The sequence below is a fragment of the Synechococcus sp. PROS-U-1 genome (genome assembly GCF_014279755.1).
Lineage (GTDB): Bacteria > Cyanobacteriota > Cyanobacteriia > PCC-6307 > Cyanobiaceae > Parasynechococcus.
In genome coordinates, this window is sequence record NZ_CP047951.1 from 1,480,696 (window position 1) to 1,499,901 (window position 19,206).

Annotated in this window: 22 protein-coding genes and 1 riboswitch; of the genes, 10 read left to right on the plus strand and 12 right to left on the minus strand. The window is 53.6% G+C overall.

Features of this window, described 5'->3' with window-relative positions; translation table 11 throughout:
- Positions 1-84: 84 nt before the first annotated feature.
- From SynPROSU1_RS08210 to SynPROSU1_RS08230, 5 genes are all read left to right on the plus strand, one after another.
- Positions 85-669 carry a ferritin gene (locus SynPROSU1_RS08210; protein WP_186570087.1) on the plus strand — a complete coding sequence of 195 codons (585 nt, stop codon included), beginning with the start codon at positions 85-87 and terminating at the stop codon, positions 667-669.
- Between the two features lie 456 nt (positions 670-1,125).
- Positions 1,126-1,419 (plus strand): 2Fe-2S iron-sulfur cluster-binding protein, encoded by a 294-nt coding sequence (locus SynPROSU1_RS08215; protein ID WP_186570088.1) that lies wholly within the window; start codon positions 1,126-1,128, stop codon positions 1,417-1,419.
- Positions 1,420-1,451: 32 nt separating this feature from the next.
- Complete coding sequence (locus SynPROSU1_RS08220) at positions 1,452-1,730, plus strand: hypothetical protein (RefSeq protein ID WP_186570089.1); 279 nt, start codon at positions 1,452-1,454, stop codon at positions 1,728-1,730.
- Positions 1,731-1,751: 21 nt separating this feature from the next.
- A complete protein-coding gene (locus SynPROSU1_RS08225; protein WP_186570090.1) occupies positions 1,752-2,519 on the plus strand; it encodes an alpha/beta fold hydrolase in 768 nt (255 codons plus the stop codon).
- A 5-nt stretch (positions 2,520-2,524) separates the two neighbouring features.
- The gene (locus SynPROSU1_RS08230; protein WP_370586214.1) at positions 2,525-3,475 is read left to right on the plus strand and encodes an NAD(P)/FAD-dependent oxidoreductase; all 951 of its coding nucleotides are present in this window, start codon (positions 2,525-2,527) and stop codon (positions 3,473-3,475) included.
- A 45-nt stretch (positions 3,476-3,520) separates the two neighbouring features.
- On the opposite strand, the gene fldA is transcribed toward SynPROSU1_RS08230, so the two are convergent.
- The 5 genes from fldA to SynPROSU1_RS08255 all read right to left on the minus strand — a co-directional run bounded on the left by fldA (position 3,521) and on the right by SynPROSU1_RS08255 (position 8,781).
- Positions 3,521-4,030 (minus strand): flavodoxin FldA, encoded by a 510-nt coding sequence (gene fldA, locus SynPROSU1_RS08235; protein ID WP_186570092.1) that lies wholly within the window; start codon positions 4,028-4,030, stop codon positions 3,521-3,523.
- 972 nt (positions 4,031-5,002) lie between these two features.
- Positions 5,003-5,551 (minus strand): Crp/Fnr family transcriptional regulator, encoded by a 549-nt coding sequence (locus SynPROSU1_RS08240; RefSeq protein ID WP_186572312.1) that lies wholly within the window; start codon positions 5,549-5,551, stop codon positions 5,003-5,005.
- A gap of 346 nt (positions 5,552-5,897) precedes the next feature.
- Positions 5,898-7,469, minus strand: coding sequence for an iron uptake porin (locus SynPROSU1_RS08245; protein ID WP_186570093.1), 1,572 nt, complete (start codon positions 7,467-7,469; stop codon positions 5,898-5,900).
- Between the two features lie 78 nt (positions 7,470-7,547).
- On the minus strand, positions 7,548-8,123 hold the full coding sequence (locus SynPROSU1_RS08250) for a HupE/UreJ family protein (protein ID WP_186570094.1): 576 nt from the start codon (positions 8,121-8,123) through the stop codon (positions 7,548-7,550).
- Between the two features lie 64 nt (positions 8,124-8,187).
- Positions 8,188-8,335, minus strand: a riboswitch (cobalamin riboswitch).
- 104 nt (positions 8,336-8,439) lie between these two features.
- Positions 8,440-8,781: a c-type cytochrome gene (locus SynPROSU1_RS08255; RefSeq protein WP_186570095.1), complete on the minus strand. Its 342-nt coding sequence runs from the start codon at positions 8,779-8,781 to the stop codon at positions 8,440-8,442.
- 108 nt (positions 8,782-8,889) lie between these two features.
- Between SynPROSU1_RS08255 and SynPROSU1_RS08260 the strand changes: the two genes are divergently transcribed.
- Entirely contained in the window at positions 8,890-9,396 is a 507-nt protein-coding gene (locus tag SynPROSU1_RS08260) for a hypothetical protein (RefSeq protein WP_186570096.1), read from the plus strand.
- Between the two features lie 8 nt (positions 9,397-9,404).
- On the opposite strand, the gene SynPROSU1_RS08265 is transcribed toward SynPROSU1_RS08260, so the two are convergent.
- From SynPROSU1_RS08265 to SynPROSU1_RS08275, 3 genes are read right to left on the minus strand one after another with little or no spacing between them, the layout of a single operon-like run.
- Positions 9,405-9,635 (minus strand): hypothetical protein, encoded by a 231-nt coding sequence (locus SynPROSU1_RS08265; RefSeq protein ID WP_186570097.1) that lies wholly within the window; start codon positions 9,633-9,635, stop codon positions 9,405-9,407.
- Complete coding sequence (locus SynPROSU1_RS08270) at positions 9,632-9,940, minus strand: hypothetical protein (protein WP_186570098.1); 309 nt, start codon at positions 9,938-9,940, stop codon at positions 9,632-9,634. Before SynPROSU1_RS08270 ends, SynPROSU1_RS08265 begins: the two co-directional genes overlap by 4 nt.
- A gap of 34 nt (positions 9,941-9,974) precedes the next feature.
- Positions 9,975-10,679, minus strand: coding sequence for a 16S rRNA (uracil(1498)-N(3))-methyltransferase (locus SynPROSU1_RS08275; RefSeq protein WP_186570099.1), 705 nt, complete (start codon positions 10,677-10,679; stop codon positions 9,975-9,977).
- Positions 10,680-10,731: 52 nt separating this feature from the next.
- Here SynPROSU1_RS08275 and SynPROSU1_RS08280 point away from each other — a divergent pair, with 52 nt between their 5' ends.
- Complete coding sequence (locus tag SynPROSU1_RS08280) at positions 10,732-11,046, plus strand: hypothetical protein (protein ID WP_186570100.1); 315 nt, start codon at positions 10,732-10,734, stop codon at positions 11,044-11,046.
- On the opposite strand, the gene SynPROSU1_RS08285 is transcribed toward SynPROSU1_RS08280, so the two are convergent.
- The gene (locus SynPROSU1_RS08285; protein WP_186570101.1) at positions 10,995-11,300 is read right to left on the minus strand and encodes a hypothetical protein; all 306 of its coding nucleotides are present in this window, start codon (positions 11,298-11,300) and stop codon (positions 10,995-10,997) included. The two genes, SynPROSU1_RS08280 and SynPROSU1_RS08285, sit on opposite strands and share 52 nt — an antisense overlap.
- Positions 11,301-11,409: 109 nt before the next feature.
- Between SynPROSU1_RS08285 and SynPROSU1_RS08290 the strand changes: the two genes are divergently transcribed.
- Positions 11,410-11,913 (plus strand): HdeD family acid-resistance protein, encoded by a 504-nt coding sequence (locus SynPROSU1_RS08290; RefSeq protein ID WP_186570102.1) that lies wholly within the window; start codon positions 11,410-11,412, stop codon positions 11,911-11,913.
- Between the two features lie 67 nt (positions 11,914-11,980).
- Here SynPROSU1_RS08290 and SynPROSU1_RS08295 read toward each other — a convergent pair whose 3' ends face one another.
- Positions 11,981-13,021: a calcium-binding protein gene (locus tag SynPROSU1_RS08295; protein ID WP_186570103.1), complete on the minus strand. Its 1,041-nt coding sequence runs from the start codon at positions 13,019-13,021 to the stop codon at positions 11,981-11,983.
- 297 nt (positions 13,022-13,318) lie between these two features.
- Here SynPROSU1_RS08295 and SynPROSU1_RS08300 point away from each other — a divergent pair, with 297 nt between their 5' ends.
- Positions 13,319-14,152, plus strand: a complete 834-nt coding sequence (locus tag SynPROSU1_RS08300) for a helix-turn-helix transcriptional regulator (RefSeq protein ID WP_186570104.1) — start codon at positions 13,319-13,321, stop codon at positions 14,150-14,152.
- A 1-nt stretch (position 14,153) separates the two neighbouring features.
- Here the strand turns inward: SynPROSU1_RS08300 and SynPROSU1_RS08305 are convergent, their stop codons facing one another.
- Positions 14,154-14,432 (minus strand): hypothetical protein, encoded by a 279-nt coding sequence (locus SynPROSU1_RS08305; protein WP_186572313.1) that lies wholly within the window; start codon positions 14,430-14,432, stop codon positions 14,154-14,156.
- 29 nt (positions 14,433-14,461) lie between these two features.
- Entirely contained in the window at positions 14,462-18,115 is a 3,654-nt protein-coding gene (locus SynPROSU1_RS08310) for a hydantoinase B/oxoprolinase family protein (protein WP_186572314.1), read from the minus strand.
- 119 nt (positions 18,116-18,234) lie between these two features.
- Here SynPROSU1_RS08310 and SynPROSU1_RS08315 point away from each other — a divergent pair, with 119 nt between their 5' ends.
- Positions 18,235-19,191 (plus strand): permease, encoded by a 957-nt coding sequence (locus tag SynPROSU1_RS08315; protein ID WP_186570105.1) that lies wholly within the window; start codon positions 18,235-18,237, stop codon positions 19,189-19,191.
- Positions 19,192-19,206: the final 15 nt, after the last annotated feature.

The window sequence follows — 19,206 nt, forward strand, 5'->3', positions numbered from 1 at the left end:
TCTCATTTAACTTGGTGCATACGACACGCAAGGGCTGCAATTCGATTCACAAGTGCGTATCATTTGGTCACTGACAAAAAGAGTATGCTTTCAACTTCGACGTCTAGGGCCTCTGCATCTATTGAGCGTGGTCCCTCAGGTCGTGCAGTAGCGGAAGTTATTGCTCCTGATCTGTTGAATGCCATCCAAGACCATCTCAACATGGAAAGGCAGGCACACGCCTCCTACTTTGCAGCAGCGATATGGTTTGCCGAACGAGAACTGAGAGGATTTTCTCGGTTTTTTCGTGATGAATCAAGCAGTGAACACGAACATGCAGCAAAGTTTGCAGAGTACATTATTGCTCGTGGGCAGAGTGTGTCATTGAAGGCAGTTGAAGCTCCCTTGCAGATCTGGGAATCGCCAGCAGATGTCATGGCATCTGCATTTCAAATGGAAGTTGACGTAACATCATCGCTACAGCAGCTTTACTCCATGGCAGAGCGGGTAACTGATACACGCACAACGGTATTTCTAGACCCAATGGTAGAGATGCAAACACAGTCTGAACACGAGTTTGCACACCTCCTCGGACGCGTGAAGTTCGCCGACAATCAGGCAGCAGCCTTATTGCTGATCGACAATGAACTCGATCAAGGCAACAACAAGCCCGCATCACTACAAGGGTGAAAGAACACTGATGATTTAAAATTAAAAGAAAAATAACTTAAGGGGAAGCATTCAAGCCCTGAGGATCAATGACAAAACATTTAATGTCACGCATCAGTGATTTAGGTGAGACTTCTAAATATTCAGCAATGAGTTGATGACTCCATCCTTGGTTTCTCAACGCCATAGCGATCCTTAATCGCTTTTTACGCCATCCAGATGCAGTACCTAGATAGTGGGAGACCTTTGATGGAGATTGTTTGTTCATTAATCGAGGAACTTTTTTTAAGAATACGGTGAAACCTTTGCATTCGCTTCCATAAATTACGATCAAGAGTAACCCAGGGTTCATTCAAATAAACAAAAGTGCATGCAAACAAAGGTTGATCCCAGAAGTAGCCAATGAAACACCTGGAAGATAAATAAAAGGCAGATACACGCCTAGCATTGCGTAGTATATTTTTTTTATTTTATCAAATGTCGACGTTCAAAATTGAATTAAGGCTCCCTGATGGAATCAAATACTTTGATTGTCCCGATGATGAATATATACTTGAAGCAGCAGAACAAGCTGGAATTGATATGAGCTATTCCTGTAGAGCGGGAGCATGCAGCACCTGTGTTGGCAAAATAATTAAAGGTACAATTGATCAATCAGATCAGAGCTTTCTTGACGATGATCAAATGGAGAATGGTTATACGCTGCTATGCGTAGCTTATGCAACATCCGATTTGATCGTAAAAACGGATTGTGAAGATGAGCTTTGGTGATAATAACAAGACTCATTGAATGGACTTGGAAAATGAACGAAGTGAGCAAAAGTGAATCAAATCTCGTAGATCAATATTTACAGATCACATGCTTTCAACAAATCAATGAAAAGATCTTTAAAGATATACTGGAGTACGAGCCACAAGCTGATCCCATTGGAAAGAAGTTGATAAAGCGAATAAAGCATCAAGTCAAACAGGGGAAAATCATGCTTTGTACTGCAGATCCCAAAGCCAATGAGCATTCAAGTTGTGATAAAAAACACAATGGTTTGTTTGCTCTGAGAAGAGCATCAAGCGAAGTCATATGAAAATATTAAAAATATGAACGCATGAAAAAAAGAAAAATACTTTGGATTGATCTCCAACCATCTCTCTATTGCCTCTTCAAACGAACGGCACAAAGCTTAGGTCAAAGATATGATGTAAAACGATGGTCATTCGAACATGACCCAGATGAATCCTGCGATATTGATATTGTTCATGCACTGTTAAAGCAAACGATTGAAAAAACTATTGTCCCCGTTCACTTGGTAGGGCATGGGATAAGTGGCACAATAGCTTATCTTTATGCCAAAAAATATCCAAAGAACATCTCCTCGGTGTCATTATTATCAGTCGACAGCAATTCAAACAATCAATGGACCGCACATTACCAGAGCATGCGAAGCCAACTACCATGCTCTAGATATCACATTTTAAGCCACTTAAGCCGTCTTCTTATAGACACTCATGCCGACCATGTTCATACGATAATATCAAGATTATTGGCGAAATGCTTAGATAGTGACTTCGTCAATGGATCGATTATTGGGAACACAAAGATAGAAAATCTCAGTAAATCTGAAATTCCAACACTTGTGATCAATGGAGGCAAAGATTTTGTTGTTGATCCATGTAGTTTTAATCGATGGAAAGAAAATTTAAAACCAGGCGACTGCTATCAACAAATCGTTGGTGGTCGACATTTTTTTCCATTCAACGAGTGGAATCAAACCTCAAAAATGATTGAGTCTTTCATCGATATGATACCCAATGAAAGTACTGCCTTAGCTTGTGAAAAGTTTCAAGATCTGAGCATTATCAAGAGGAACTCATGACAAACATGAAAAGAGCGGATGTTGTAATTATCGGTGGGGGGCCGGCAGGCTGTTCTTGTGCCTTGTATACAGCGAGATCAAATCTATCAACAATCATCCTTGATAAAAATCAAGCGGTGGGAGCATTGGCGATCACTCACAAGATTGCTAACTACCCAGGAGTAGCTGGTGACGTCTCTGGAGAGGAACTGCTGAACATCATGAGAACACAAGCTATCAATTATGGAGCAGAATATAAACAAGCTCAGGTGTATGGTATTAGTATCTCTGATACGGAAAGAATCGTTTATACACCAGAAGGAACCTTTATCGGTAAAACTTTAGTTTTGGCAACAGGGGCGATGGGTCGGGCGTCGACACTTCCTGGTGAGAATGAGTTTCTTGGCAGAGGTGTGAGTTACTGCGCGACCTGTGATGCGGCTTTCTACAAAAATCAGGAGGTTGTGGTCTATGGATCCAATCAAGAAGCAATCGATGAAGCTCTTGTTCTCACAAAATTCGCGTCAACTGTCCATTGGATTACTAACAACAAACCGAACATGAATTCAATTGGAATTCAATTATTACTTGATTCTAGCAATGTCAAGCATTGGAAGAGAACACGGTTGACATCTATTGAGGGAGACGAGAATGGAGTGACCAGCGTCAAAGTACAATCATTTGGGCAAAATGATGCACAGGAAATCGTTGTCCAAGGTGCATTTGTTTACTCAACTGGTTCCCTACCCATTACCGACTACCTCCAAGGCCTAATACCTATCAATGCCAATGGTGGAGTTCGTATCAACGACGACATGATGACGGATATTGAAGGGGTTTGGGCAATCGGCGATATTCGCAATACTCCTTTCAAACAGGCTGTTGTTGCTTGTTCAGATGGGTGCATTGCAGCGATGGCAATTGATAAATACCTCAACCAGCGCAAGGACGTTCGTGTGGACTGGGTACACCGCTAAAAAAAGCGCCCTTATGGGCGCTTCAGTGGGATTCAAGAAGAGAGCTTATGACTCAGCGTTGATTTGTTGAACCCACGCTTGTAGTCGTTGGTCAGTAAGCTCCGACTCATTGTCTTCATCAATTGCCAAACCACAAAACTTACCATCAATCACACTTTTAGAATCATCATAGGTATAACCTTCAGTCGACACTTTACCAATCAACTTGGCACCAGATTGAAGGAAAGCTGTATATAGTTCTTCCATGGCATCACAGAAGAAATCAGAATAGCCAGAGGAGTCTCCAAGGCCGACAATGGCTACAGATTTTCCAGCGAAGTCTTTGTCTGGAATTTCCTGAACCAGGTCATCCCATGCCGTTCCAGATCGTGCCTCATCAGCACCCGTATTCCAAGTCGGAACACAGCAAATTAAAGACTCGGCAGAGACCAACTCATCAATTGAATCAATGTTGTCGACATCCTTTGCCTCTGTTCCGGGCAGAAGCTCTTTAAGTCGATCAGCCACGTCTTCAGTTTTACCCGTTGACGTTGCAAAGAAAATGGTGAAAGCCATGCAATTGATATCACTCCATCATGTTCTCAAAATTTCTGTCATCGAGTTTGAAGCTTGTTTCAGATCCAAGTGCTATCAGATACATTCAAGCTAATCATTGACTTTGATCGATACGACAAATGTTGGTCTGATGCGTTTCTAAATCCATCAGAGTCTCTCTGTACTCCGACAGTGCTTGATCAAAGCCTGATTGTCGAATGCGTTTGAGCCATCGCAAACGAACAAAGTCATCACGTTCAATATGATCGATGAATTCTTCTAAAACTTTAGAACCAATAAGCATAGTAGATTAGTGTGAGTATCTTTTAATTTAAGGAACCGTTCTCACACTGATCCAACAAATGATTGTTTAGCATTGATCTAAAGGCAATCAACATCCACTCAAACGAATCCAAACAATAAAAAGCCCAGCCGAAAAGGCTAGGCATATCCAATGAACCTCTCCAATTTTGTCGATTCACCAGCGACAAATTGGATTGAAATGAGGCTGTCGATCCCGTCCAAGGAAGACTCTTATATTATGCCTAACCCAGATGTTCACTCATGAACAATGAATGCTTACCGTAGTGTCAAATGTAGCTTAACTGAATCACCATTTTTCATTTTCGATCTTCCAAACATTGCAAACAAAAATGAGGCCAACACCTTGTGCCAGCCTCAAGGAAGATTAAGGTTTTATTCAATACATTTTATTAACTGACAGCTTATTTGATAAACATCGATGGAGCAACTCTTCCAGCAAATGCTTTTGCGCTGACTGAGGATCAAGATGATGTTTGATCTGTGTCAAGGAATCCTTTATTGCCAGACATCGATTGCGATGAAGGCATATCTCTGCGATAAGCCGCTCTTCAAGGCGTGGATGCTGACAGCGTTGAACGGCGCGATTGGCTGACTGCATACGATGCCATATCCACTCAGCCTCTTTGCAGAGGTCACCAAGAACACCGAATGTATTCACATTCACGGCATTCAAAATTGCAGTGGTGATGAGCTGATGAGGTCAGGAGACAATCGCATCGTGACATCACCAGGTGCCATGGCAACCAAATCAGCTTGACGCCATTTCGAAAGAAGGCGCGTTGTGGTGACGCGTGTTGCTCCAATTAGCTCACCAAAGCGATCGTGGGTGAGACGAAAGGGGAGCTGATAGGAGTCGCTGCAGCGGAGACCCAGTCGGTTCACCAAAAGAGCCAGAAGAGCATGAAGACGCTGTTCTGCCTGACCGAGATGACGGACACGCAGGAGCTGCAAGGTCCATTCATTCACGGCATCGATACCCATTTCGTCCGTGGAGACGGAATCACGGCGAAACTTCAATGCCGTAAGTGCTTCAACACAAGCACCTTCGCTGCACATGCGGTCAGTGCGGAGCCTGTCACCTGACTGCAAGAACGCCAACGTCATGCCCTCGGTCTCTTCGCAAGGGCAATACACCCGACAGACGCCTTCCAAGACTTCAAGAACAGTGGCCTGATCTCGGCCAGCAGGATCCAACAAGACGGTCTGCAGCCTTGGCATCGACAAGGGTGCCGCCGGATCGTCCGGAAGGAAGCGGTAAGCGGAGGTCGTCACGAACTAACGCGAATGAGAATTACTCGCAAGAGTACAGAGACCTTGTCGATATTGCAAGTCATTCTCAATAAGGGGCTCGGATTGAGATCTTTTCTCAATACGCTCTGAGCAGGCCCTATCCGCATGAAGCAGCAATGAGCGGAGCAGCTGCGCATCCCCCTGAATCCGAAGCATTGGCGTGAGGTCGGGTCTGTGCACCAACTACAACGCGATCTTTGACCGGAGGTGAATCGGTTTCAACGGTGAGACGTCGTTATTGAGCGATTCCTCTGTATTTCCTTGTCATCAGAGCTCAGAACACAAAGGTGGTTTTGATCAAGCCGCCCAGTTGTTGAAACGTTGAGCCATTGGGTGTGAGCTCACCCATGGGTCGTGAGAGATAGAACAGCGCAGGCGTGACGCTGATGTTGTCGGTGACCTGGAACTGATACCACCACTCCCAGATGAACTGACCATCGGCAGGGGTGTCACCTCCACGAAGATCCGTCGCGAAGACGGGTTGGCCTACCGCCATGCCGGCGTTATTACCCTCCATCAAGACGTCATTCCACTCCAGCCCCACCGTCCAGGACTGACTCGTGCTCACCTGGCCTTTGCGCTGGGTCTCGGATTGATTGATGCCCCAGCCCAGCGACAGCGACGGAAGCCAGCCGCTCTGCAGCGGCTGCCAGAAACCACCAAGGGCAGAGGCATGGGTCACACCCCGGGCACTGAAGTGATCCTTGGCGAAGGGTGTGGCGTAAACGATCAGGTCTTGACCGTTCTGAACCTTGGAATAGAGCGCAGCCACACCCCAGTTGTCACCTTCCCAACCCAGCTGGAGGGTGCCGGTGCCCCCTGCCTGATCGGTGGCGAAACCTCCAGCGAGGGTGTCGCTCGATGCACCATTGGCAGCGACGTAATTGGCGGATGCGCGGGCTCCGCTTTCCGGGGCCCAGCTGACGCCCACGCCCGCACCTTTGTTTTTGTTGTAAGCCCCCGGAGCTCCATTCACCGTGAGCACATCGAGAATTGGATCACTGGGATAGACGCTCGGCCAGACCGCGAGCATGTCTTCCTGGCCAACAATCGGGCCCGTTGTGATGGTGATGTCATCACCCAACGGGAAGGAATAAAAGAGTTTGTCAATCGCCACCAGATTGGGGCGATCGCCCTCCTGAAATGCTGTTTCCAGCTTGGCCAGACCCGACGGTCCACCACTGCCGAAAACGTTGCCGTCTCCGTCGAAATTGCCGCCACGCAAGACCGTGGTCAACAAATCCTTGCCGGTGAAGGAGGTCGCCAACCCCAGCTGTAGGTCGTAATTGAACGTCGTGCCGCCATACAACTTGTTGCTCTCAGAACGACGCTGCGAGGCGGATCCCTTGAAGCGGTTAGCTCCGACCACCCAGGTGGCTTGGCCTTTCAGCTTGGTGGTGGTGGAGAACTGGGTTGCTTCCAGTTCGCCAACACGGGCCTCGAGGCCGTCAACGCGACCCTTGAGGATGGCCAGCTCGGTTTCGAATTCCTTGAGCAGGCGACGCAGCTCGTCGGTCACTTCAGTGATCCGGTCGAGGCAGGCGTTCAGCAGGGCAGCCGCTTCGTAGCGGGTCATCGCCCGGTTGCCACGGAAGGTGCCGTTGGGGTAGCCGGCCACACAGCCGACCTGCTCCACCAGGTTGGCCAGAGCCTGATAGGCCCAGTCGGTGGGGTAGACGTCGGAGAACTGGGTGACGCTGGTCACCTGATCAGCAGACGAGGCGTAATCAGAGACGCCGTTGATGTTGAGCTCGGCGGCATTGGCTGCTGGGCTGTTGACAACAGCCAAAGGGGCCAGAAGGCCAAGGGCGGCAGGAGCCCACAACAGTTGCCGAACGAGCGTCATGAATCAAGGGCGATGTGCCCATGACGCAACACCAATCTCTTGGAGTCAAGCCATGGCGGCAAGACTCAACAAGGGGTTTCAGTCGATCAGGGCCACCCAAGCAAAGGCCATGCCGATCCCCATCCAGATCCCAGCACCCAGCCGCTGGCCTTGGGAGCCAAGACGCTCCAACAGCCCTTTGGACCATGCCGCCACCAGCAGAAGCAACGCTCCCTGCCCTAACAGCAGGCCAAGGAAATACGTCAGTAGAGGCGTGGCTTCAGCCCCAACGATCGTGCTGCCCAGTAGAAAGCCATGGAGGGCGATCAACGGGCACAACCAGAACGGTGACAGCACGGTGAGGGCAATCAATCCCTCCGCAACAAGGCTGAGAGACACCAGAGCTTCTGCCCAAGGCGCAATCGCATCAGGCAGCGGAATGAACTGCGAAAGCACACTGCCACCGAGGCCAAGGGCCAGAAGCGGTACCACCCAGGCCAGAGGGCGTTTCAGCCCGATCAAGGCGATCGCCAACAGGAACAACAGATGGTCAGGACCCAGCAGCGGGTGCCCGATGCCACTGATCAAGCCCTGCCAAGCAGTCAGTGCAGAGCTGTCACCCATGCCGAAAGGATGGTGTGCAAACGCCGGACTGGCGATCAAGACAACTGCCATCAGTGAGGCGGCAGCAATCTGAAATGGCCTACGAAAGGCCAAGGGCAAAAAATTCAAAGTCGATCCTCGTCGGTGTTGTCCTGGCGGGCGTTCTGACTGACGTCGGCAGAGCCGGCGTTTCACAGCTGCGGGACAGCGACGGATTTACACCGCTCTTTCCCCGTTTCCATCAGCGGCTGATTCCCGCTGATACCAGCATTTCACTATAGGAGTGAGATTCGTGCTCAATACAAAAATCCCCTGACCGGTGACCCAGCCAGGGGATGGACTGGAGATGATCGTGCTCAGCTTTGCGAAGAGCTGAACATCCGGTGCGTTAGGACCAACCTTTGACTGACTGGGATTCGACATAGGCGGCGACATCCGCAATCTCAGCTGCGCTCAGATTTGAGCCAAAAGCAGGCATGCCGTTCTTGCCATTGGTCACCTGATAGGTGATGGCCTCTTCATGCCCCTCGTTGTAGTTGGCGAGATAAGCCTTGAGGTCATCCTGTTGGAGGGTGCGCTGACCATTCACGACGTTGCCGCCACCGATATGACAGGCCGCGCAATTGGCGGAGAACACTTGCTCGCCGTGGGCAACATCTGCAGCGCAAACCACGGATGGCGAAATCAGCGCGATCAAAGCTGCCAGGGCTATGGAAAGAAAGTGACGCATGAATGGGTGTTTTGACTCAGGCACCTTCGGCGGACTCCTCCCCTTGAGAGTCAGAAAAAGATCGTTCTTCATTTTTGTTTGATGGGATACAAAGGCAAACTCTGCACAATGGATTCAACGTGTCATGGGGCCATCAAGCCATTGAGAGCACTCCTGATTGGCCTAATGGCAGTGTTTGTGGTGATCCTTCCTGGGCACCCGGCCTCAGCCTGTGTGGAGGGCTTGGCCTGGGGAATGCCTTTGGAGCAGGTGGATGCTCATTTGGGCCAGGCCAAACCCATCGGAGATGGTCCTCAGGAAAGATTTGAAGTTCAAGATGTGCTGCTTGATCGGCTGCCTGTCTCCCGCGTCACGTTTGAGTTGAGTCAGTCCCAGGGCTTGCAGTGGCTGGCCTATGAGTTCTCGATCGATGACATGACGGAAGTCCTGGCCGGATTGCGAGCACGCCATGGGTCACCACTCAGCACGAGTGTTGAAGAAGCAAACCACAACGATCAGATTTGGGTCTGGAACACAGGGGAAGACCTGATCACAGCTGTCAAGCGGAATGCCAATGAAGAGCAGAAATTCCTGCTCTCCTATCGCCCAAGTCGCCTGCATCCGCAGACGCTCTAACTAACTCCTTACTGGACCACCTCTGCCGCGTGAAAATTCCAGGAGTCACCGTCTACAAGCCATAACTCCCAAGCCAAGCGGCGGCCACGTTTCAGCCGCAGCAGACCACCGAAGCCAGCTGGGGATGGCTGATAGAGCTCGGTGATGTCATCGACAGGATGACCATCGCGAGTGAACACCTCCTCCACCACCTCTCCAAGCCGCGCCGTCAGATCAGATCGCAGCTCGTCAACCGTCACGCCTTCTGACTCGAAAAATCGAGCACCAGATCGCCAACGTCATCACGACGGATTTGAAAACCAAAGCCATCCACCGTTCCCGACCACAGACCTGCATCGAGATCTTCTTCAAGCCCCTGCAGCTCCTCCACCTTGTGATCGAACAGAAGGCTGAAGCAATGGGCGGCGACCTGGGCAGCCTCGGACGCATCCATTTCATCGAGTTCATGGGCCTCCACAGGGCACCCCTCGAGCAGTTCGGCATCGATCACGTTGCCGGAACCGACATCCTCAACAAGAGCTTGCAATCCAGCCAGATCGTTCATTGCAGCCGCCGTTGAAGCAGAACATCGACCACCATCATCCCTGGGCTAGGGCGCTGGTGAGGGCCGTGTCCACACTCAATGTGCGCGATCCGAGATGCACCGGCTGCGCCAGCACGGCCTGAGCCAACTCCAGTTCAAAGGGAACAAAACCACCCTCCGGACCCACCATCACCACAGCATCCCTCGGAGGTGTTTCGCGCAGCGCGAGGGAGGCCCCCATCTGTGCAATCCAGCAAGGCCGTCCCGCACAGATGTCCTTCAGCTGGTCTTCCACAAAAGGGCGAAAGCGTCTGTATTGATGCACCTGTGGAACCACGGTGTCGCTCGCGCGTTCCATCCCGGCCAGCAACGCGTCATGAACCTTGTCCGGTGCGAGTAAAGGCGACTGCCAATAGCTCTTTTCCACTCGGGCGCTGTGGATCAGATGAAGATTGGCCACCCCGTACTCCGCCACGGTGCGGAACAGACGGCGCAGCACCTTCGGCCTCGGCAACGACAGAACAACGTCGAACCGATGTCGCGGCGGCGGTGGCTGACTCAATTCAACGCGTAACGCCACTGAATCCGCATCGATCGCGCAGATGCGTCCGTGACCCAAAAGGCCATTGAGCTCACCAACCCGAACGCTGTCGCCTACCGCAGCCCGCAGCACCGCACGAATGTGATCAGCCCGGCGATCAAACAGACGAACATGCTGTTCGTCTTGCCAATCACGGCGGTTGAGGACAACGATATTCATGACAAAAACACGCCCGGTGGGCACATGCAGCTCCTAATTCAGACGCCAGCTGATGCAGCGGGGCAACCGTACAGATGCTGACGGTGTTTACACCAAGGCAATAGTTGGAATCAGTCAGGAACTGAAGAACAATGCTGGTATGCAACAACCAACATCAAACTTCAGCAACAACAATCTCACACAACTTCTCAGCCAAAGACTAGAACTTTGGGATCAACAAGATGCCGCACAACGGGATGGAGCATTCCATCGGGCGTTATCTCTGGAACAACAGATCCGGCAAATCAGCGATGAGATCCACAAAGCACTAGCACTTCAGCAGTGTTCAAACACTCCGGGGATCAACTCCTGCTGGCGACGCACCTGATAGTCGGCATCGGCAGCGCGCATCGCTGCCGCATCCTCCTGGAACCAACAGCCATAAAGCAGGTTCAAGATCCGATCGACATCCAGATCGCGATCAGCCACGTCCTGCCAGAGGCGCTGGCTTAATTCAGCGTCAGCAAACTGAAATTGGGCCTGAGCAAGACGTCGAGCTGCATCGAAATGAGCCTGCTGAAGCTGACGTGACGGCGAGTCGTACTGGAGCAGGCGACCTTGAATTGTCTGAAGCAAACCCATGCGACAAACCTGACTGCACTCAATTTGAATCCGCAGCTGCCCTTCGACAATGGGTTGTCATGCTGATTTTCATTAACAGACCTAGGGTCAATTCAGACGTTTTGCTGCCATGTCGTCCGAGCGCCAGAGGCAAATTGCAGCGGTGCTGCTGATTCTGGGGGCCGTGGCAGCGATCCTTCTCCCCTTCATTTCAGCGACGCTGCTGACCCTTGCCCTGGGCGGTGTTGCCTTTTCGGCAGGAGTAAGCCAACTGCTGCGAGTGGGGCAAGACCAACCCACCGGAAAGCTGTTCCGACTGCTGTCCGCCCTTCTCTATATCGGCGGAGCACTGTTCATCCTGATTGACCCAATTGAAGGAGAGATCAGCCTGACGCTGTTCGCCGGAGTGGTGGTGTTGGTGGAGGGAATCATGGAGCTCGCTGCGGGGGCAAGCTCGAAAGCTCCGATGGCCGCACTGATGCTGCTGGATGGTTTACTCACTGCAGGCATCGGTCTGTTGTTAGTGCTCGAGTGGCCCAGTGACAGTGTCTGGGCCCTGGGAACACTCTTCGGCATCACCCTGCTGTCCTCAGCATTCAAGCTTCTGCAACAGCCCGGCGGGGAAGTCGCTTAAATCAAATCTCACCCCATAAAAAAAAGCCTGGTCATTTCGACCAGGCTTAAGAAAAGAAATCCGGAAATCAATCCCAATCAATCGCAGAATTAGGGATATTTCCTTTGTATCCAATCAGCTCAGCGACAACGTCACCATCGAGCTCGATTCGGGTATTTCCACCTTTGACAAAATAGCGAGCATCATCCCATCCCTTGTAATCCTTATCAATCTCAAGGACATCCTGCTTTTTATTGAAATCCTTGATTGATGCAAATCCATCATCGTCATCTTCAATCACGAATCGATCCTTCCCCTTTCCACCAGTCCATTTATTTTTGCCATCATCATCTTCAAACACATCATTTCCTTTGCCCCCAATCAGAACGTCATTTCCATCTCCACCTTGAAGCGTGTCATTGCCTTTGCCACCCTCGAGGCGATCATTACCATCCTTACCTTCCAACTTGTCAGCCTTGTTGCCACCGACAAGCGTGTCATGACCGCCAAAGCCAATAGCAAGCGTACTTTTATTGCTGTGAGCTTTGTATTTCTCAGATTTATTCGTCCCCGTCCAAGTTTCGTCGTAATATTTACTTGCACCTGAAATCGATCGAGAGTCATCGCTCATCGAACGAGGCTTCGGAAAACTGACACCCTCTCTATTGTAATCAATTATTTCACTCTTGCTCAACTTATACCCCTCTATTTTAGCGAATTCATTCCCTTTTTCGAAAAGAATTGAATTTTTACCTTTAACCTTTAATTTGTAATTCTTAGACAGGCCGGAGTCAAGGGCAATTTTATCTCCCTTGGAAAAATCCTTAACACTAGAGTAACCAGGCCCACTATTCTTATATTGAAAGAAAAACTTGTCCTTACCAGAGCCACCGGTTAAAACATTTTTGCCGGAGTCCCCAGCCAAATGGTCATTGCCTTTGTTTCCCACAATGGTGTCATTGCCCCCGCGGCCAGCGATGGCATCGTTGCCGCCTTTGCCATCAAATTTTTGATTGTTGGACTGCCCAACAACCCATTCGTCTTTGTTAGAACCTTTCCAAGATTTCGACTTAATAGTCTTTGGTGAACTCATTTGAGAAAAAGCAACATACGTAATTTGTCCGCTCAAATACTCAACAGCAACAACTTCAGGACAATCTGAACCATTCCGCTTGAACCCTCAGGCTGCCCAAACGCCTGGACCGATCAGGCTGCAAATGCCAGAAGCAACACAAAAGCCCAACATCATACTCTTAATATTATCTTTAGGCTCGCAAAGTGCGTCGAAAGATAAAGTATTAATACTTAAGTTCTTGCTGCTGCAGTGAGGTCACTTCTTTCGTCTTTCCAGAGTGCTGGTGAGCTGAAAAGTCTGCTCTCAACTCTAGGATTTAGTGTCGATATCGTACAAGTCACTCCTGGAATCATGCGCGGCGAAATTCGCGCTTCACACCATCCAGAAGCTTTGGCAATGGAGATTCAATCCAACCAGGGCTTGTTGGTTACAGGCGATGTAAATCCAAATATCATCAATATTGCTTTAGAAAGAGGCCCGCATCTTCACCTGAACAGAGTTCAGGGCCATGCGTTACCAGAAAACGCAATGTCTGGCTTTAACTGCCAGAAAAAGGAAATCTATTACTCCGTGAGTCCTGGATCCAAGCTTTGTGCAGGCTTTCTCAAGAAAAAAATTGTAATAGACATTGCAGATCACCTCTATGGAGAATTTGCACTCGACATACTTGCATCCAATAACATACGCCGCATCGAACCTTGGCGGTTTACTTTGTTATCTAATTCCATCTTAAATCGCCTCAACACAATCGATGGTCGCAACCAAATTCCTTCCATCACAACTGACTTAGCAACATCCCTCGTCGATGCTCTCTGCTGCTATCAAGGGGTTGATCCCGATGCCGAGAAGCCGCTTCCCAACAATGATCTTGTCCGTAATTTCGTAAAGCACTCATTGGAGAAAGGGACAAAAGAACCGATTAGCATTGATCAACTCACAGATAGCTTGTTCACCAGCAAGTCGGTTTTATCATCGGCCATTAAAAAAAGCACAGGCCTCACTCCACTCACCTTTCTACGCAACGTCAGGCTTGAGCAAGTGCGAACCGAACTGATCAAAGGTGATCCTAAAACGTCTGTGATCGAAGTTGCCCATCGGTATGGCTTCCCCAGCCGTGGCCATTTCAGTCGTTACTACCGGGAACAATTTGGAGAACTTCCTCGAGAAACTTTGGCAAAAGATTGAATCAACAGACATCAAATCCCAAAAGAATCGTGTCTTGCAATCCGGCATGATTGAGGCTCGGGCGTTGCCGTTGCAAGGCGGGAAGAATCTCTAACAACAGATTGTTTGCGCGGCGTGATTCAGTGCACACGCCGATGCGATCCCCCACGGAACGGGCGAGGCGGATCTGATCAATGACCAGCTGCAGCTGGAACACCTGCTGATCCAGGCTGTTGCCTTTGGCAACCCCCGTCAGGCTGCAGCTCAGCAGCAGTGCCAACAACCAGCCCTGTGATCGCATCGGCACACAACCCCACCAGGCATTCCCCCTCAACCTCCCATGCCGCCTCCCCCCGGAGTGAGCATGCGAATGGCCTCGCCAGCCTCGAGCTCCAGCTGAACAGAACCGGGTAGGGGATGCTCCGCCCCGTGACAGTCCAGGCGCAGATTCACACCACAAGCTCCGTTGGACCCACCGTTGAGCCCGAACGGAGGCACCTGCCGGGATCCACTGATCAACGACACACACATCGGTTCAAGGAAACGGATCGTGCGCTCCAGGCCGTCGCCCCCAGGCCAACGGCCGTTCCCACCACTGCCGCAACGCACAGCGAAGGATTCCAGCCGCACCGGATAACGGCTTTCCAGCACTTCGGGATCCGTCAGCCTTGAGTTGGTCATGTGCGATTGCAGGCCCACGGAGCCCGCAAAGCCCTCCCCAGCGCCACCACCACCGGCAACCGTTTCGTAGTACTGACAGCGCCCATTGCCGAAGCTGAAATTGTTCATCGTTCCCTGGCCGGCCGCCTGGACACCAAAGGCACCGAACAACAGATTGCAGAGCGCCTGAGACACCTCCACATTGCCGGCCACCACAGCGGCGGGAGACCGCGGATTGATCAGGCAGCCTGCCGGCACCACCAAATCGAGGGGCGCGAAACAGCCTTCGTTCAAGGGGATGTCGTTGTCGAGGAGACAACGGATCACGTACAGCACGGCCGCGCGCGTCACCGCCAGGGGGGCATTGAAGTTGCCCGGCCGTTGGGGCGATGTCCCGCTGAAATCCAACCGCAACCGTTGGCTTTGCTGGTCAAGCCTGGCCTCCACCATCAGGCACGAGCCATCGTCCAGCTGAAGCTGATGACGGGCGTCCTTCAGGCGCAAGAGAAGCCGCTGAACACTGCTGGCCGCCTCCTGCTGCAGCAAGGTCATCTGCTGTTGCACCAGGGCCTCCCCCTCCCGCTCCACGAGGGATTGCAGCGCCACAATCCCAGCCTGGTTGGCCGCCACCTGCGCCTGCAGGTCGGCCAGTAGTTCTGATGGATTGCGGGGCGGCGTCGCCATGCCGCTCCACACCGCTTCCAAATCAGCGGACAGGACCCGGCCCTGGCGCACGAACAGCAGGTTGCGCAGCAGCAGCCCCTCATCTGCAATGGTGCGACTGAAGGACGGCATCGACCCTGGGGCGATGCCTCCCACATCGGAGTGGTGCCCCCGGCTGGCCACAAAGAAGCTGGGCTGATCCCCGTTGCAGAACACCGGTGAGATGGCCGTGATATCGGGCAGATGGGTGCCGCCGTGAAAGGGGTCGTTGCTGAGCAGCGTGTCGCCCGGCTGCAGCGGTGCGACATCACCGGCAGCCACCTGGGCCAGCAGGTCGCGCACACTGTCGCCCATCGAACCCAGGTGCACCGGAATGTGGGGGGCATTGGCCACCAGGGCACCCATGCCATCGAACAAGGCACAGGAGAAATCCAGGCGCTCGCGAATGTTCACAGACCGGCTGCTCTGCCGCAGCTGTTCCCCCATCTGTTCGGCGATTGCCATGAAGCGGTGGCGAAACAGTTCCGCCTGCAGCGGATCGTCCGCATCACCCTCCGCCAGAGAGGGGGAACCGACCTGCAGCTGCCGGCGATCCAACAACAACGAGTCCCCCTGCGCCACCCGTGCCTGCCAGCCCTCCTCAAGCACCGTGCAGCCGGTGGCTTCCGCGATCAGAGCCGGGCCTGAGATCCTTTGATCCAGCACCAGGGCACTGCGCTCGTACAGGGGAACCTGGGTCCAGCCACTCTGCTCGAGGTGCATCGGCACCAGCTGGAAAACCGCCAGTTCTGACGTTCGTTCGGCAATCCCATTCGGCCTATTCGGCCCATTCGCTGCTGTCGCTTCAAACTGTTGGGGTGCTGTGACCTCGACGTTGAGCTGTTCGACGACCAGGGCCTGATCGTCATCGATGCAGTAGCCGAAGCGCAATTGATGGCTCGCCTGGAAGGCCGAGATCACCGCATCAACGCCTTGCTCGGCAGACCAGGTGAGCACCAGGGTCTGGTCGGCAGTGGGATAACGCAGGGCAATGTTGACCCAAACCTCGGGTGCCCCAGCGGCCGGCTCTGCACCATCACCCTGACGACGCAGCACCTCCTGCGCCTCATGGGCCAGCACCTCAACCTGATGTGGCAAGCCAGCAAGCAGGGCAGGAGACAGTGGAGCGCCGAGATGCAGTTGCTTGCGGCAGCGCTGCCGGGCCTGTCCCATTCCAAAGGCGGAGAGAACTCCAGCCATGGGGTGCAACAGCACCGTGTTGAGCCCCAGTTCATCCGCCAGGCGACAGGCGTGCTGACCACCGGCACCGCCATAGGCCACCAGCACCCCACCACGGATGTCCTGCCCCCGATGCAGCGACACCCGGCGAATGGCAGCGGCCATCGATTCCACCGCCAGTTGCAACGCCCCCGCCGCCACGCGTTCCGGGGTCTGCCCGAGCGCTTCGGCAAGGTCGGCGAAGGCACGCCGCACGACCTCAACATCCGGTGGCAGATCAGCGGACGCGCCGAACACCGCCGGGAAGCGCTGCACCTGCAGACGCCCCAACAGCAGGTTGGCGTCGGTGATGGTGAGCGGTCCGCCCGCCCGGTAGCAGGCCGGTCCCGGGCGCGCCCCGGCTGAGCGGGGACCCACCCGCAGGCGCCCCCCCTGCAGCTCCAGCACCGATCCGCCTCCGGCCGCCACCGTTTCAATCGGCAAGCGGGGGGCCAGCAACTGCAAGCCGGCGATCTCGGTTTGCTCCTTGACCTGCCGCAACGCCTGGGCATCAGCGGAAGCCACGCAGAACACATCCGTCGACGTCCCCCCCATGTCGAACCCCAGCACCGGCACCCCCTCAAAACCGACCAGCCGCGCCGCCGCGATCGCTCCCACCATTCCGGCTGCCGGTCCGGAAAGGATGGTGTCTTTGGCCTGCAGCTTGGCGGGAGCCTGCAACGCGCCGCTGGAAGTCATCACCCGCAGTGGCGTGGCAGATCCCAGCGCCCCTCGCACTTGCTGCAGGTAGCCATCCAGCACCGGATGCACGGCCCCCTCCACCAACGCCGTCTGCCCCCGCGGCACCAGGCGGGGCATCACGCTCACCTGATGGGAGCAGACCACGGTGCGAAAGCCAACCTCGCGCAGCATTGCCGCACAACGCTGCTCATGGACTGGATTGCGCTGGGCATGCAGGAACGCCACCACGGCGACGTCTAGACCGGAACGGCGCTGCTCCTCCAGGCGCCGCCGCAACAGCTGATCCAGCACCAAGGCCTCCACCTCATCCCCCCGGGCATCGAGTCGACCGGCCACCTCCAGCACCGTTTCAGCCAGGAAGGATCGCTTGGGCTGGTGAAGTGCAAAGAGATCATCGCGATGCTGATCGCCGATCCACAGCTGATCCCTGAGGCCGGCATTGGTGAGCAACAGCAATGGCGCACCACAGCCCTCCAGCAGCGCATTGGTGGCCACGGTGGTGCCGAGGCGCACCTCATCGACATCCCCCAAATCCTCACGAGACGACGCCGAATCCAGCATCGCGACCATGGCCGACACCGCAGGGTCTCCAGAACTCGCCTGCTCAGACAGCACCTTGCGCACATGCAGCCGCCCCTCTGGATCGCGACCGATCAGATCGGTGAAGGTGCCACCGCGATCAATCCAGAAGCACCAACCCATCCCAGGCCCTGGCCAACGTCGGTCCAGCCTGCCGCGCGGGCCGATCAACAAACCATGTCGACAGCCACCGATTGGCGGCCTGAACTGGGAACGTTGAAAGGCCCCTGACGCCCAAACGCTTGGACAAGCTCGCCACCGCCTGGGCGATCTTTCAGGGGTTGCTGTTGGAAGCCATTCCCTTCCTGCTGCTGGGCGTCGCCATCGCCGGGCTGGCCCGTTGGGCGGTGCCTCCAGGCGCATGGATCGACAGGCTCCCGAAGAACCCAGTGCTGGCTCCGATCATCGGGGCCTTGATGGGGTTTGCACTTCCGGCCTGCGAATGCGGCAATGTCCCGGTCGCCCGCCGTCTGCTGGCCAGCGGCGCACCGATGGGCACCGCCTTTGGCTTTCTGTTTGCTGCGCCGGTGCTCAATCCCATCGTCCTGGCCAGCACCTGGGCAGCCTTTCCCGATCAACCCTGGCTGCTGGTGGCCCGACCGTTGGGGGCCTTTCTGCTGGCGATTCTTCTGAGTTTGTTGCTGGTGCAATTGCCGGAAACGCAGCTGCTGGCAACAGCGCTTCTGGAGGAACGCCGCATGAGCCAGCCCTTGAGCAACGTGGGGCTGCTGCAGCGCAGCAGTGGCCTGATTGGAGCTTCATCCACCACAACACGTCCAGCCACCAACCAACGGATCAAGGGCTGGCAGGTATTGGATCAAAGCTGCCGCGAGTTTCTCGATCTCCTGGCTCTGCTGGTGCTGGGGTGTGTGATCGCAGCTCTAGTGCAGACCTGGCTGCCGCGCAGTTGGCTCTTGGCCGTTGGGGGCGCACCGACGGCGTCGATCCTGGCCTTGATGCTGCTGGCCGTCGTGGTGTCGGTCTGCTCCAGCGTGGATGCCTTTCTCGCCCTCGGATTTGCAGCTCAGATCACGCCAGGAGCCCTGCTGGCGTTTCTGTTGCTGGGCCCCGTCGTTGATCTCAAACTGGCGGGTTTGTTCACGGTGCTAATGCGCCCACGGGCCATCGTGATCACTGCAATCAGTGCGAGTCTTGGGGTGCTGCTGATCGGTCAGTGGATCAACCTGTGGCAGCTGTGAGGGTCTGGTCGTGCT